Consider the following 14,139-nt stretch of genomic DNA (forward strand, 5'->3'; position numbering starts at 1 on the left):
ATAGATGGCGTTTGTGGAGCTGCCAATGGTTCTTATTCATACACGGGAGCTGGGGCCGGAGTTTGTGCCGCAGGTACATCTTCTGGTGTTTCGGGAACATGGAGCTGGACTTGTCACGGGATCAATAACGGGGTCAGCGTAAACTGTAACATAAATAGAAATGTGGATTGTTCTGGCTATTTCGGTGGATGGAGTGGCTGTAACTCAGCAGGTATGCAGTATAACGTCTATTACATTTCTCAATACGCTCAAGGACAGGGGGCCCAGTGTCCGTATCCTCACGGTTACACTCAATCTAACTCATGCGTGCCAAAAAGAGACTGTGTGGGGTCGTGGGGAGAGTGTAAATGCTATACTTCTGGCTGGAAAAACACAAGTTGCAGCTACCTAGAGGTATTTTCTATTTCACAGCAAGCATCTGGTGGTGGAGCGGGTTGTGGTTATGCCAATGGGGCAACGAGAAGTTGTTACATTCCATCATGGGACTAAGAGCTTCTCCCTCAACAAAAATGTTAATGCCTGTTAGCTTTTTAATGATATCAGGATTTGTGAATCTTTCTTCGCAAGTTATTTACCAGAAGTGGTCTTCAAATTATTTAGGAGATCTTTATACCGCTTATCTCTACCTCTATTTTATTTTTATTATAGGAATGGTGATAGGAGGGATTCTTTCAAGATATGTTTACAATAAATTATTTGTTTTAGAGCTTGTGTCTGGTTTATGGGCCTTAATGGTAGGGGGCTTGAGTTCTCTTAGTATAAATTCCCAATGGCGGTTTTTAGCGCCTGTTATTTTAGTTGTTCCTGCAGTCATCACTGGAGCTTTTTTACCTGCTTATTACAAATGGCTAAAAAGCATGGAAAAACTTTATGTCTTTACTCATGTCGGTGCTTGTCTCGGGATATTATTAATAGAAGTTCTCTTCTTCTATTATTTAAAACTTCATCAACTCTTTTACTTGATAGGTTCTATTCAAATCTTATTTGGTTTCGGGCTTTACTATTTTTTCAGACAAAAAGAGTTGGGTCTCGAATCTTTTGAATTTACCTGGATAAGGCCCAGAAAATCACTAGTTTTTATTTTTGTCTGTTCTGTGATTAATGTTGTCTATGTTAACTGGTCACTAAAGAATTTCATTGTCTTTACTGAAGGATGGAGGATTAATCTCTCGATTCATCTTAGTGCAGTCTTTTTTATTTATTTTATTGCAGGTTGTTTCTATTCAAAAATAAAAAGAAGGCTAAGTTTTTTTATTCTGTTTCTATCATTGTTCACTTCCATTGCTGTTATCTATAGCACGCTAAGCTACCCGGTCACACTGCTTCATCAATGGGGATTAACCCTTTGGAGCTATTCTATTCTTGGATTTGGCTTCGTCTCATATTTACTCATCCCGCTGATATTTACTTCATGGATTTTCATGTTGGTAGTAGACGATTTAAGTATTGAGTATGCTCCAGAAAATGCTTATTTGAATGTTAGTTTGTTCTCAGTTTTCTCTCAAATCGTTGGCGGAGTGATTCTTTTTTTTGTCATTCACTATTTCTGGAGTTTTAAACTTCTTGTTTTCTTTGCTTTGTGTTTTCTCTTGAGTCTTCTGCTCGTCCCTGGAAGGAGGCCGTATAAAATACTGGCCTTAATCCTCGCAGTTCTCTTTATTTCGGGGAACGTAAATGATGAAGAACGAAATAAGAAGATCTTTAAGGTAAGCTATCCTTTTTTAGAAGGTGAGTATTTTGTCTTAAAAGATATTCAGATGTACACGTCATTTTTTTCCAACGTTTTTCTTTTTCATTCAACCTTCAACGACAGGTATATAAGCGATGGGAAATCCCTGGAGAATTTTACTCATTATACGGTTGATGGCCATTTTTCCCATGTCATGGATCATGACACCGAAATTGTTGTGGGCATGATGGGGGGATTATTTAAAGAAGAGGGCAAGAAATACAAACAATCTTTCTCGGTTGGGATTGGGTCTGGGCAGTCTATTTTTGGACTTTCAAGGATTTCAGAGAATTTAATGGCCGTGGATATTTCAGACGTGGCCATGAAGAATTTAAATAAACTCAAGGCCTATAACCGAGGAGTGGCAGAACTACCACACGTAAAACTTGTACTTAATGACGCTTTTTATGAGGTAGACCAATGTAAAGCTCAATCTATCGATCTTTTCTTTAATACTGGAACCTATATTGCGAATTTTAATGCCAGTAAACTTTATTCAGATGAAATGATTAAAAAAGTGAAGAGATGCATGACAAAAGATGGTATTTACCAGACCTATTATGATTTTGATACAGTTCAGACGACAGAGGAGCTTTTATCTTTTTTAAGTCACTTAAAAAAGTATTTTAAGCACATGACGATTATTCGTCATCCATACCCGATAGTTTTTGCGAGTGATGCCCCCCTTGAACTATTTAAACATAGTGAGCTTAGGGATCAGGTCAAGATCAACCCGATGATTAGAACCATGCCTTGTTTTTCAATGTATGCAGATATTGATTTTAAGTTAAGAGAGGTCTCAACTCTGGATAACCCAATCCTTGAGAGGATTGGGCTTGCGAATATGATTAAAGAGAGATTTAGAAAGGAAGGAAAAGTAGCTTCTAAGTTCGCAGGGATTTACCCGAAGGAGTGGAAGAAGACTTGCTGGGCACCGTAAAAAAGCTAAGATCCTTTTTGATGATTATGTAAGTTGTTAGAGTTGTCAGAACTCCTACAAAAAAGTACTGATACCCAAATGTCAGCTCCAGGCAAATATGAAAGAGAATGATACCCACGAACCAAAATGGTCTAAATGTTTTAGTCAGAGCAAAAGGTGTTGCGATTTCCAGTAAAAAGATGACTGCCTGTACCTTTTTTGCCAGCTTCACATCTCTCATGATTGGCCAGACAAATTCTTTCAATGAAACAGAATCATAAAAAAACCATAACTGCAGTGATGTCCCATTGGCCCATCCAGGACCGCTGACGAGCAGTTTGTGAAGACCGGTTAAGAAATAGAAGATAACAACACCTACAAAAAGTGACTTCCAGATAAAATCGGACCATTTTTTTTGTTCTAAAAGAATCGGAACCATGCAAATAAAGTAAAAAAATGTAGGAATACCTGCGCGATGATCAGTAAAGGATATATGGCGAAGATAAAAAGAAATAAATAAGAAAAAGCTTAAAAAGTTTAAAATGAAAAAAAACCTTTTTTTATAAGTCGTATAAAAGCCAATAATTGAGAGCACAAAAAGCAGAGCAAGGGTGTACATTGTCCAGGAATTGTCGGAAATAATACTGGGGAAAAAGTATAACAACGAATCATAGGCCTTTAGAGAGTTTAGCTCCCAATAACCAGTAAAGTCTTTATGGATACGGATAATTTCAGAGAGGGCCACCGCAAAGAGAGTTGCAATGGTGATGTTCTCCGGATTTTTTTGAATATAGTGATTAATTTTGCTGATCATTTTTAAATTCCCATTGTTCTTCCGGCGTGAAGCTCAAGCTTCCTTTTGGAGAGGTTGTACTTTTAGCACGTGAAATGTAGAGAGTATTGTTTTTGTATTTCTTAAAGATAAAATCGGCAATCGGCCCCAGGCCTTCCTTATCCATCTTTGTATTGAAGATGTAATAAATATCAAAGTCAGGATTTAAAAAGAGCTCAGGGTGTTTTGAGATGAAATATTCTCTCGCAATAGCGTTAAAGGAGTAGACTTTTCTATTTTCATCAAACACTGTGTAGAAGTAGAGGTGGTCTAGCTTTTGAGAAAACATCGTGTAGCGATAGAATGGGTATTTTCCTATGAAAATGTACCCAAGGATATAAATCGCAAATATACTGAGCACCAGAATTTTTTCAGTTTTTTGCTTCACTAATAATCCCCTGGGTATCGGTTAAAAATATCAAGAAAATTTTTTCTCATAATCTCACTTCGACGGTTTTCATCTGTCATGATGAATTCCTCATGTGTTTGGGCAAATTGATCAATCTGAGCGCGCTTAAAAGCATCTTCTTCTTTTGGATTGATTCCCGCCTCATGGAGTACTCCTTTGTTGGGAGCAAAAGGGCGGTTACTGGCTATCAATATTGGTCCGTCATCAGCATAACCTTTAAAGAGCAGGACATATTTAAACGACTGCTTAATCGTTGCGATTGTATATTTCCAGAGTTCAGGAGTGCCGAATAAGTGCTGGCTGAAAATACCATCAGGCTTAAGTCTTTGAGTGACTAGCTTGTAAAAAGTGTCCGAGTAAAGTCTGGAAGCATTCGTCGAATATGGTTCGGTATTGACAGAAATGATGTCCCATAGATCGTGATGGTTGTGGAGAAAAATGCGACCGTCATTTACAATTATTTTGGATCTTAAGTTGTAATGAGAAGAGTAATTGACATCAGAAAAGGCATCTTGTGTCTTGGCGATAAAATCCAGCAATTCAATATTGGTGACTTGTGATTGAGAAGCTAGAGATAAAAATTGGTTAGTGGTGATTCCATAGCCTAAGCCGATAACCAGAATTTGAGGATGGGGTGATTGTGTGTAGGCCAGAGGCACGGTTGCCAATTTTTTTTGAACAGCAAGAGTTTCGTCTCGCTTATTTTTTGTCAGTGGTCCGACTAATGCAGCAAGGTTATAAAGAATGACTTTCGCCTGGTCAATTTCGACTAGAGAATTTAATCCATACACATCCTCTTTCTGGCTTAGCGTTTTTCCAACACGCAAAAACTGAAACGGATAAGTCAGCTGCATCGCCAGGGCAATAACCCCGGCCAGTCCCAATAGACTCCACTTGCGTGGCAAGAGTGGAAGACCAATTAAACTAATCCCTGCCAGGGAAAGGATGCTTATAAGAAGCAAGGTCGGTACACTACCAATGGCCGGAATAAGAAGGTATGTGCAAAGAAGTCCTCCTAAAACACAACCCAAAGTGTTCCATCCAAAAAGATGGCCGGTCTTTTTGAGACTTGATCTTGAGAGAATGTTTAATAATTGAGCGAAGGGAAGACTGGCCAGTATGGCCGGAATAAAGACAAAGAAAAAGATAAAAAGAAAAGAGAGAGGCATAACTTTCTTTGCATAATTATTGGCCAGGTTATCAGCGCGGATAATATCAAAAGAAAGGTAGTAATAAATAAAACCGGAAAAGAGAAAAAAGAAGCATAAAAGAGCAAAAATCACTAAAGTCGATTTTAGCAATGTCATAAAGTCGGGTTTAATTCTTTTTGCCAAAATTGAAGAAAGGGCAAGTGATAAGAAGACAATCGCCAGAGTGAGAGATTGGGAGAATATTCGGCTGCTAAAGACAATATTGGCAAAACGAAACCAGATTTGTTCATAGGCAAGATAGAAGAAACCCGTGGCGAAACTAATCGTGGCAAGAAGCGGGAGAGATAAATGCGAAGAGGGATCTTCTTTTAAGTTAGTGAACTCTTCTTCAAATGGAGAATTGATATCACCTTGCAAAAACGCTCTGTGGGCCATAAAGGCTGAGAAAGCATTAAAGACGACAGCAACAGCGATAAGGTTGATATTGGGAAAGAAGTAGAGAAGTACAATATAAGGGAGTAAGGCACCAATGGCAGCACCTAAACAATTTAAGGCATAAGCGTTGTTATAGAAAAACGCCTGTTTATTTTTAAAAGTGCTAAAAAAGACTGGGAGAGAGCATCCCATAAAAAAAGCAGATGGAAAAATAATAATGAAGGCGATGAGAAAATCCATCGCTGTCGCTAAAAAAATAGAGGCAGAATAGCTTCTTATGACATCTCGAAAAATGAGAAGATCATTTTGAAAAATATGAAAAAGAATGTAAGTCAGGACTGTTGTAGCGGCAATTAAGATTTCAACAGTTGAAAAGTGATTGAGTTTGATCTTTCGTATGAGAAGGATGATTTTTTCGCTGAGAAATGAGCCTATGGCCAGCGCACTTAAAAAACATGTTGTTGACAGAGCAAACGACATTGCTGCATTGGAAGTGAGTAGTTGAATTTTAGAAAGCCAGTAGCTTTGAATAATCAGGCAACTGATGGCCGAAAATACGAGTGATAAACCTAATCCAAAAGCAGCATTAACTCTGTTTAACATATAATAAATTCCTTTATTAATATCTTAACAGAGAGGGTGTTACAAATTATCTGTTTGTCACGAAATGATGTCTGTTTTGATTATCTTTTTGCCCTGATTTTTTCCAGCATTTTTATGATTTTTTCGGACAGAGAATAATCTCGGTCATTCTCTTGAATGACTGCAAGAAACTCATGGAGAACCAGTTGCTCTTTTTTTCTTTCGGCCTGGTTCGTTAGGCCCGCATGATACTGGGCCCATCTCGGAGCATTGATAATAATAGTGCAAGAAGATTCAGTTTTAACCACGCTCAGGCATGTGTTAACAGCATCTTTTTCGATATTATCAAGATGCACACTTCTGTAGGCTACATAGTCTGTTTTGGAAACAGCATATAGTATCTTATTGTAGATTTTTTTAATTGAAGGATTCTCAATAGTTTTTAAGTCTTCCAGGAGAGTATGAGTTGTTTTGATAAAGTCTTTGACTGTATCGTCCTGAATAGGTTCTTCAAAAGTCTCTTTAGAGTTCGTTTTTTCTTCGTCTCTGTTAAATTTTTTTAACTCATTGAGAAGTTTACGCTTTGATTTTTCCGGTATGTTAAGAATTTTTGAGAACTCGTCAACGATGACTTCTTCTTTGTTCCAGATGTTTATTTGAGCGCTGTCTTTTTCTAGTGATAGGTAGTTGTAGCGGTTGATTGCAATATTACAAACCATGCGTCCATCATGCTCTTGCCAATAGCATGTGGTAAGGGCCGGCACTTCTTTGCCATATTCATCAAAGACACGATCCATGGTTACAACAAGGATGCTGTTGCGAAGATTGGCCATGTTTTCCAGGTTGGTCTTTATTTCTTCATCTTGAATAAGGGCTTTTGTTTTAATGAGATCATTTGTTCTGCCGATAAAATCGGCCACAATTGAATCACCACCGTGACTCTCTCTCCATGCGTAAGCAGGAGAAGACAAAAGAGTTAAACAGAATAGAAGAGTCATTAATCTCATTTTTGAGTCCATGGAAAGAATGAAATTGAGAGTTCGTAAACACTGTCTGCATCTTGGTTGTTTTTTTCGATATAAGTTGCCAGTGAACGACGGAATTTTTTGATTCGTTCTTTAATTTCTGGCATCAGGTTTTGATCAACAGGAATAGTCATTGCACTTTGGTCACGTTGTTCAATCGGAATAAAATCCATGGCCTCAATTGCTTTTTTTAGAACCTGTTTTTGGCGCTGCTTGAAAGCAGCATTGGTCAGCCCTTGCTCCATAAGGATACTGGCCTTATGGGTAGGGACGAGTTCCCCATTTGCATTCTTCTCTAATTCTCCGATATCCATCAAACGCTTAAGCGCCATTTGGGCCTCAGGTTTGCTGATATTGATTCTTTTGGAGATCCATTCAGGGTTGGCCTGAAAGCCAGGCAGGGTGACTAATTCGAGGATAACGAAATGATACCAGTCCTGAATAAACTTAAATTCATCCAGGTTAATTTCTCGGACAACTTCATTAGGGTCTTTTAATCCACGCGAAACTTTTTCGTCGTGGATTTCTCGGCTGAAGGCCTTATATTCGGCCTGGCCAATATTTAAAGGCTCACAAAAACGATTGAGTGCCTTTTCAGTTAAAGGAATTTTTCCTCTCAAGATGCGAGAGAGTAGTGAAGCCTGAATGTTGAGGTGTTGGGCAAAAGCACGCAACGAGTAACGCGGATTTATTTTTTTGCGTCTCTCAAATTCATTGGCAATATATTGCTGAAATTTAGAGTTTTTCATGAATGATAAACGTACAACATTGGCCCGTATTTATGAAGTATCCGGAACAAAATTACACAATATGTGTGACAATGTCCCAGATTGTTAATGTAGTTTTCTCTTATTTAGAAGCGTATTGTCTTTTGGCCTTTTGAAGCTTTTTATAACTTTCAATAAGTCTTAAATGTTTATCGAGGCCTTCTAGGTCAGAATTAGTCTTTGGCAGTCCAAAGAATCTTACTTCACCTGTGACAGTTCCGACGGCATTTTTCATCACTTCCGCTCCAAACATTCTCGTCATATTTGGAAGATAGTCGACGATTTCAAATTCTTCATCTAGCTCAATGTCTAAGAGAGCATTAAGCGCTTGGTAGAAACTTCTTCGTGCAGCAGAGTTATCATTAAAACTCATGAACATTTCGACATATTCTTTGGCATCTTCAAAGCGTTTAAGGGCCAGGAGTGAAAGGCATTTCAATTCACCAATATCCAGCTGGCCCCAGGTTGTATTTTCATCAAAGGCAATTCCGATTAATTCAGAAATTTTTGTGTAGTTATCAAGTTCACTTTCTTCAAGTTTTTTTACAAGTTTGCTCAAGGCCTTATCATCCAGCGAGTGGAGGTTAAGGATATCTGATCTAAAGTTCAAGGCCTTGTTGTGGTTGTCCCAAATCAAGTCTTCTGGAAGGTAAATTTCAGAGTAGTCAGGAACTAAGATACGGCAAGCTTTTACGCCAAGCTCTTCAAAGTCAGCGATGTAAACTTCTTTTTCCAGTTGGTTTAAAATATCCATCAAATAGTTGTATTCATCTTCTGTTGAACCAGAAAAATCCCAGTGAGAAAAATCATAATCAAATTTTTCACTGAAGAATTTCCATGAAATAACGCCAGTTGAATCAATGAAATGGTCGATAATATTGTTGTGTTCAGTCACCGCACTTTGGTTAAAAGTAGGAGCGGCAAGAACGTTGAAGCCTTCAAAGCTTCTTCCTTGAAGAAGTTCTGTTAAGCTCCTCTCAAGTGCGACTTCAAATTTCGGGTGAGCTCCAAACGAAGCGAAAACTCCACCATTCTTTGGATTCATTAACGTCACACACATGACCGGAAATTTCCCGCCAAGTGAAGCGTCTTTAACTACAATCGGGAATCCTTCTGCTTCAAGTTTCTTGATTCCTTCAACGATTTTTGGGTATTTCGCAAGGACGTCAGCAGGCACATCAGGAAGTGTGATTTCTTCCAGGATAATTTGGTTTTTAACAGCTCTTTCAAAAATTTCTGAAAGACACTGAACGCGAGCTTCGTATTTTGTATTTCCGGCGCTCATTCCGTTACTGACGAAAAGGTTTCCAATCAGGTTCACCGGGATATAGACAATTTCTTTGTCAGATTGTCTCTCGTATGGAATGGCGCAAATTCCACGCTTCGTGTTTCCAGAGTTTGTATCGATTAAGTGAGAGGCCTTAAGTTCGCCTTCCGGGTTATAGATGCTTAAAAGGTAATCATCCATCAGGCCCTTTGGAAGAGCATCTTTTGCTCCTGGCTTAAACCATTTTTCAGAAGGGTAGTGAACGAAATCACCTTGAGCGATTTCCTCACCAAGGTAGTAGTCGTTGTAAAGGTAGTTATTGCTAATACGCTCAAGGTATTCTCCAAGAGCAGAGGCCAGGGCCGCATCTTTTGAAGCTCCTTTACCATTTGTAAAACACATTGGAGAATCAGCGTCGCGTACGTGAACTGACCAAACATGGGGAACAGGATTTCTCCACGAAGCAATTTCAATTTTAATCCCAAGACTAGCGATAATCGACGACATGTTCTGGATAGTCTCTTCGAGCGAGCAGTCTTTCCCCAGGATCATCGTTTTAGCATCTGAAGCTGTATTGTGATTGTACATCAGACCAGCATTATCTTTTCCAAGAACATTATGGGTGTTGATAATAAATTCTGGAGTTTGTTGGATAACTTTTTTTACCGTACAGCGATCGATGGATTTTAAAATCCCTTCGCGGTCATGTTCTGAAATAGACTCTGGAAGTTCTACGTCAATTGTCCATGTTTGCTTATATCTGTTTTCCGGATCGACGATGTTGTTTTGAGTGATGCGAATATCATCAGTTGGAATACTGCGAGCGGCACAGTACACCTTCACGAAGTAAGCGGCACACATTGCACTTGAAGCTAAGAAGTAATCGAATGGACTTGGTGCTGTCCCGTCGCCTTTATAACGAATAGGCTGGTCAGCAACCAGGCTATAGTCGTCGAACTTTGCTTCTACTTTGAGATTGTCTAAAAAACGTACGTTGATTTGCATAGCCTCAGTCAATATCACTTCGAATGCATTGTGAATATTGAATATGCCTGGGAAAGGTAAGAATTACATTGGTATAGGAGAGGATAGAGAGATGGTAACTTGTTGATATGACAAGGCCCGGCGAAGGACTGCCGGGCCCCTACTTATTTAGAAGTGAGAGTCGACGACCTTCGACGTGTCGAACTTCAGTTTTTTAGCGTAATCTAAGTATTCTTTCTTTACTGCTTCATCAACGTAAGGAGTGCGAGAAAGAATCCAAAGCGACTTGCGATCTCTAGACCCTACAAGAACTGTTGAGTAAGATTCATCGATCTTGATGATATTATAATCGCCTTTAACTTTGAAAAGTTTAGTCCAGAAATTATCAAACGTAACGATCAGCTCTGAGTTTGTAGTCGGGTTAATAACAACGGCCTGTCCCTTAATTGTTTTTGTTGCTCCGTTCTTCTTAATACAAGTGTTGAGAACAGAAATAGTTTTCTCATCTTTAATGGCGTAATCAGCAGTTTGTGCGACACAGTTTCTTGTGAATACTTGTGGTAGTGCAGTCACTGCGTACCATTTCCCAACGTACTCTTTTACGTCAACATATGAAGCTGTCGGTAGAGCATCGTGGGCCCATGTTGAGAACGAAAATAACATTAAAATAGCAATTAAAGATTTCATGAAGCCTCCATAAAGAAATAGTTTTCAACAAGACTAAAATAACTATTGGAAATGGACTTGTTAAGTGTCTTTTCGGGTAGTCGAACAATTGTCTACCCCCGTTCTAATTGCTTAGAACATGGTGATGGCATATCCTCTTTATATGAAAAAAGTTGCAATTATAGGTTCAGGAATTTCAGGTGTTTCGGCGGCATATTACCTCAACAAGTTAGGGTATGAGGTCTCTCTTTTTGAAGCGGGGTCTTACTTCGGCGGCCACACTAATACAAGAGACGTTAATATTGATGGAACTCTTCATCATGTGGATACAGGTTTTTTAGTCCACAATAACCGTACCTATCCGAACCTCATAAATTTTTTTGATGAATTAGAAATCGAGACACACCCTAGCGAAATGAGTTTTAGTGTCATGCGCTTAAGTGACAATCTTACCTGGGCAGGCTCTAACCTGATGACTTTTTTTGCACAAACTAAAAACATCTTTCGCCCGCGCTTTTATTTTTTCCTTAAAGAAGTTCTACGCTTTAATAAAAATGCGCAGGCCTATTTAGAGGAATCAAAACAAAGAGGACGCATGAGCCTTGGAGAGCTATTAGTTGAAAAGGGCTACTCGCAGGATTTTCAAGACTGGTATCTGCTTCCAATGGGAGGGTGTATCTGGTCCTCACCAACGACTAAAATGCTGGATTTTCCGGCCTATACATTTTTAACTTTCTGCCAGAATCATGGACTACTGCAGATCTTTGATCGACCTCAGTGGAAAACTGTCGTCAACGGATGCCAGACCTATGTGAAAAAGGCCCTCTCTGGCATTGAAAGAAAATTTTTAAATGAAGCCGTCTTATCTGTGCACAAAGAAGGCAGCCATTTAATTGTTAAAACGGCCAAACGAGAAGAGGCCTTTGATTATTGTTTCTTTTGCACTCATCCTCCGCAGACATTGGAGATCTTGAAAGACTCGGAAAAAGATTTGGAGGCATGCCTGCAGAAATTTCTTTATCAGCCCAATACGGCCGTCTTACATATGGATGAGAGCATTCTTCCTAAAAAGAAATCCGTGTGGTCTGCATGGAATTATTTGTCAGCTAAACGAGAAGATTCTTCTGAAGCAGTGTCGGTAAGTTATCTTATAAACAAACTGCAGGAACTGGTCACTAAGAAAGCTGTTATAGTGACTTTGAATCCATCTGTTCCTATAAAAAAAGAGAAGACGGTTGAAGTTATCCAGTATGAACACCCGTTATTTTCTGCTGAAGCAGTTGAAGGTCAGGAGCAAATGAAAAAAATGCAAGGAAGAAACAATGTGTATTTTTCAGGGGCCTGGATGCGCTATGGATTTCATGAAGACGGTATTCTAAGCACCAAAGAAGCGATCAATGCTTTTTTGAGAAATGAGAATAAAAAAAGCGAACAATTAGAAATTCTATGAAAGCATTATACCGGGCAAAAATTTATCATAAAAGATTTTTACCCAAGGTAAATGAGTTTCTCTATACCGGTTTTTATCTGAAGTTTTCTTTGGATGAGATGGAATCTCTTAAATCCAAACTTTTTGGCGTCAATCGATTTAATCTTTTTTCTTTTTATGAAAAGGACCATGGCCATCGCGATGGCTCGTCACTTTCACAATGGGCCAAAGAGATTTTAGAAAAGTCAGGTATTAAGAACTTTCAAGGAAAGATCGTTCTTCAAACTTTTCCTCGCGTCATGGGGTACGTGTTTAATCCTGTCAGCTTTTGGTTTTGCTATGAGCAAGAAAAATTGCTCGCGGTCATTTGCGAAGTAAACAATACGTTTGGTGAGTCCCATAACTATGTATTAAAAAATAATCCGGCCCAAGAGGTCAATTATTTAAATAAATATTTTCATGTTTCACCTTTCTATGATGTGAAAGGACGCTATGAATTTGATTTGAGAGCTAGGGATAGAGTCAAGATCAATTACTTTTTTGATGATAAGCTGCAGCTTATGACTTCCATTTCAGGCCATGAAGTCGCTTTCAATGATCAAAACCTTTTAAAATTGTTTGTTAGGTATCCTTTTTACACCATGGCCGTTGTGGTGCTTATTCATGTCCAAGCAATGTTTCTTTATCTGAAAAAAATAAAATTTTATACTAAGCCAGTTAAAGGTAAAGATGAGGTGACCTATGAGTAATATGGAAAGTGCAATTTTAAGAAAAGAGACTCCCGCTTCAAATTGGGTTGTGCTCTTTTTAGAAATGATGTCGAAGATTGAATATGGATCAGTGACAATCTTAACTCCAGCTGGTGAATACTTAAATTACCTGGGAAAACATAAAGGTGAACACGTTACGATCCACATTTTAAACTGGAAGTTTTGTGAGGAGCTTTTTTTAAAAGGTGATATTGGTCTGGGCGAAACGTATATCGCTGGCCTTTGGGAGTGCGATAATATCCATACCCTCATCAAATTTGGTATTGAAAATAAGGCCTCACTGGAAAGAGTGATCAAAGGTTCAGTTCTTAAAATCTTATTTTACCGATTAAAGCACCTGTTTAACCGCAATTCAAAAAAAGGAAGCCAGAAGAATATCCATGCTCACTATGACTTGGGTAATGATTTTTATAAATTGTGGCTGGATTCGAGCATGACTTATTCAAGTGCTCTTTTCAAACAAAAAAATATAAGTCTTTTAGAGGCCCAAAATAATAAGTATCAAAACATCCTTGATCAATTAAACTTAAAAGCGGGAGATCATATCCTGGAAGTTGGCTGTGGTTGGGGAGGCTTCATGGAGTATGCTGCCCAAAAAGGTGTTAAGGTGACAGGGATCACCATTTCAAAAGAGCAGCATGATTTTGCCAAAGAGCGCTTAGAGAAATATGCAGACTATGCCACTGTGAAACTTATAGATTACCGTGATATCCAGGGAAAGTATGATCATATCGTCTCTATTGAGATGTTTGAGGCCATTGGTGAAGAGTATTGGAGTGGTTACTTCAGCAGGCTTCAGTCTGCCTTAAAAGATGGCGGGAAACTGATCATCCAGACAATCACAATTAATGACCAGGATTATTCTTCATACCGCAAAGGCACTGATTTTATCCAACAGTACATTTTTCCCGGAGGGATGCTTCCGTCTCCTGAGATCTTCAGGAAAGTATCTGAACAAAAAGGCTTTAAGATTGCCGGCAGTATCGAGTTTGGTCTGGATTATGCGGAAACTTTAAAGCAGTGGGAAGAAAAGTTTTTGTCTTCTCTTGAAGATGTAAAAAAGAATGGCTTTGACGAGAAATTTATCCGCACTTGGAAATTTTATCTCAATTACTGCCGCGGTGGCTTTGAGGCCGGCAAGATTGGAGTTTATCAATTTTATCTGACTAAATAA

11 protein-coding genes are annotated in these 14,139 nt (G+C 38.8%); 4 read left to right on the plus strand and 7 right to left on the minus strand.

Annotated features, from left to right (window positions below):
* Nucleotides 1-347 precede the first annotated feature (347 nt).
* The gene (locus AC6JA8_RS06280) at nucleotides 348-2,669 is read left to right on the plus strand and encodes a spermidine synthase family protein (RefSeq protein WP_497976282.1); all 2,322 of its coding nucleotides are present in this window, start codon (nucleotides 348-350) and stop codon (nucleotides 2,667-2,669) included.
* Here the strand turns inward: AC6JA8_RS06280 and AC6JA8_RS06285 are convergent.
* From AC6JA8_RS06285 to AC6JA8_RS06315, 7 genes are all read right to left on the minus strand, one after another.
* A complete protein-coding gene (locus AC6JA8_RS06285; protein ID WP_497976283.1) occupies nucleotides 2,614-3,462 on the minus strand; it encodes an HTTM domain-containing protein in 849 nt (282 codons plus the stop codon). The two genes, AC6JA8_RS06280 and AC6JA8_RS06285, sit on opposite strands and share 56 nt — an antisense overlap.
* Entirely contained in the window at nucleotides 3,446-3,868 is a 423-nt protein-coding gene (locus AC6JA8_RS06290) for a hypothetical protein (protein WP_497976284.1), read from the minus strand. The genes AC6JA8_RS06285 and AC6JA8_RS06290 overlap by 17 nt, the downstream gene beginning before the upstream one ends.
* The gene (locus AC6JA8_RS06295; RefSeq protein ID WP_497976285.1) at nucleotides 3,868-6,078 is read right to left on the minus strand and encodes a fused MFS/spermidine synthase; all 2,211 of its coding nucleotides are present in this window, start codon (nucleotides 6,076-6,078) and stop codon (nucleotides 3,868-3,870) included. Before AC6JA8_RS06295 ends, AC6JA8_RS06290 begins: the two co-directional genes overlap by 1 nt.
* Before the next feature lie 80 nt (nucleotides 6,079-6,158).
* Nucleotides 6,159-7,064, minus strand: coding sequence for a hypothetical protein (locus tag AC6JA8_RS06300; protein WP_497976286.1), 906 nt, complete (start codon nucleotides 7,062-7,064; stop codon nucleotides 6,159-6,161).
* Nucleotides 7,061-7,831, minus strand: coding sequence for a DUF4423 domain-containing protein (locus AC6JA8_RS06305; RefSeq protein WP_497976287.1), 771 nt, complete (start codon nucleotides 7,829-7,831; stop codon nucleotides 7,061-7,063). The genes AC6JA8_RS06300 and AC6JA8_RS06305 overlap by 4 nt, the downstream gene beginning before the upstream one ends.
* 100 nt (nucleotides 7,832-7,931) lie before the next feature.
* Nucleotides 7,932-10,121, minus strand: a complete 2,190-nt coding sequence (locus AC6JA8_RS06310) for an OsmC domain/YcaO domain-containing protein (protein ID WP_497976288.1) — start codon at nucleotides 10,119-10,121, stop codon at nucleotides 7,932-7,934.
* 147 nt (nucleotides 10,122-10,268) lie between these two features.
* A complete protein-coding gene (locus AC6JA8_RS06315) occupies nucleotides 10,269-10,787 on the minus strand; it encodes a lipocalin family protein (RefSeq protein WP_497976289.1) in 519 nt (172 codons plus the stop codon).
* Nucleotides 10,788-10,929: 142 nt separating this feature from the next.
* Between AC6JA8_RS06315 and AC6JA8_RS06320 the strand changes: the two genes are divergently transcribed.
* From AC6JA8_RS06320 to AC6JA8_RS06330, 3 genes are read left to right on the plus strand one after another with little or no spacing between them, the layout of a single operon-like run.
* Nucleotides 10,930-12,216: an NAD(P)/FAD-dependent oxidoreductase gene (locus AC6JA8_RS06320; RefSeq protein ID WP_497976290.1), complete on the plus strand. Its 1,287-nt coding sequence runs from the start codon at nucleotides 10,930-10,932 to the stop codon at nucleotides 12,214-12,216.
* Nucleotides 12,213-12,944 (plus strand): DUF1365 domain-containing protein, encoded by a 732-nt coding sequence (locus AC6JA8_RS06325; RefSeq protein WP_497976291.1) that lies wholly within the window; start codon nucleotides 12,213-12,215, stop codon nucleotides 12,942-12,944. The genes AC6JA8_RS06320 and AC6JA8_RS06325 overlap by 4 nt, the downstream gene beginning before the upstream one ends.
* Nucleotides 12,937-14,139 carry a class I SAM-dependent methyltransferase gene (locus AC6JA8_RS06330; RefSeq protein WP_497976292.1) on the plus strand — a complete coding sequence of 401 codons (1,203 nt, stop codon included), beginning with the start codon at nucleotides 12,937-12,939 and terminating at the stop codon, nucleotides 14,137-14,139. The genes AC6JA8_RS06325 and AC6JA8_RS06330 overlap by 8 nt, the downstream gene beginning before the upstream one ends.

The organism is Bacteriovorax sp. HI3, from assembly GCF_059738875.1.

What these genes read in the sequence shown, in the direction of transcription:
- AC6JA8_RS06320 (WP_497976290.1), top strand. Translation starts at nt 10,930, where the DNA reads ATGAAAAAAGTTGCAATTATAGGTTCAGGAATTTCAGGTGTTTCGGCG.
- AC6JA8_RS06285 (WP_497976283.1), bottom strand. Translation starts at nt 3,462, where the DNA reads ATGATCAGCAAAATTAATCACTATATTCAAAAAAATCCGGAGAACATC.
- AC6JA8_RS06305 (WP_497976287.1), bottom strand. Translation starts at nt 7,831, where the DNA reads ATGAAAAACTCTAAATTTCAGCAATATATTGCCAATGAATTTGAGAGA.
- AC6JA8_RS06330 (WP_497976292.1), top strand. Translation starts at nt 12,937, where the DNA reads ATGAGTAATATGGAAAGTGCAATTTTAAGAAAAGAGACTCCCGCTTCA.
- AC6JA8_RS06280 (WP_497976282.1), top strand. Translation starts at nt 348, where the DNA reads ATGCTATACTTCTGGCTGGAAAAACACAAGTTGCAGCTACCTAGAGGT.
- AC6JA8_RS06325 (WP_497976291.1), top strand. Translation starts at nt 12,213, where the DNA reads ATGAAAGCATTATACCGGGCAAAAATTTATCATAAAAGATTTTTACCC.
- AC6JA8_RS06300 (WP_497976286.1), bottom strand. Translation starts at nt 7,064, where the DNA reads ATGAGATTAATGACTCTTCTATTCTGTTTAACTCTTTTGTCTTCTCCT.
- AC6JA8_RS06295 (WP_497976285.1), bottom strand. Translation starts at nt 6,078, where the DNA reads ATGTTAAACAGAGTTAATGCTGCTTTTGGATTAGGTTTATCACTCGTA.
- AC6JA8_RS06310 (WP_497976288.1), bottom strand. Translation starts at nt 10,121, where the DNA reads ATGCAAATCAACGTACGTTTTTTAGACAATCTCAAAGTAGAAGCAAAG.
- AC6JA8_RS06315 (WP_497976289.1), bottom strand. Translation starts at nt 10,787, where the DNA reads ATGAAATCTTTAATTGCTATTTTAATGTTATTTTCGTTCTCAACATGG.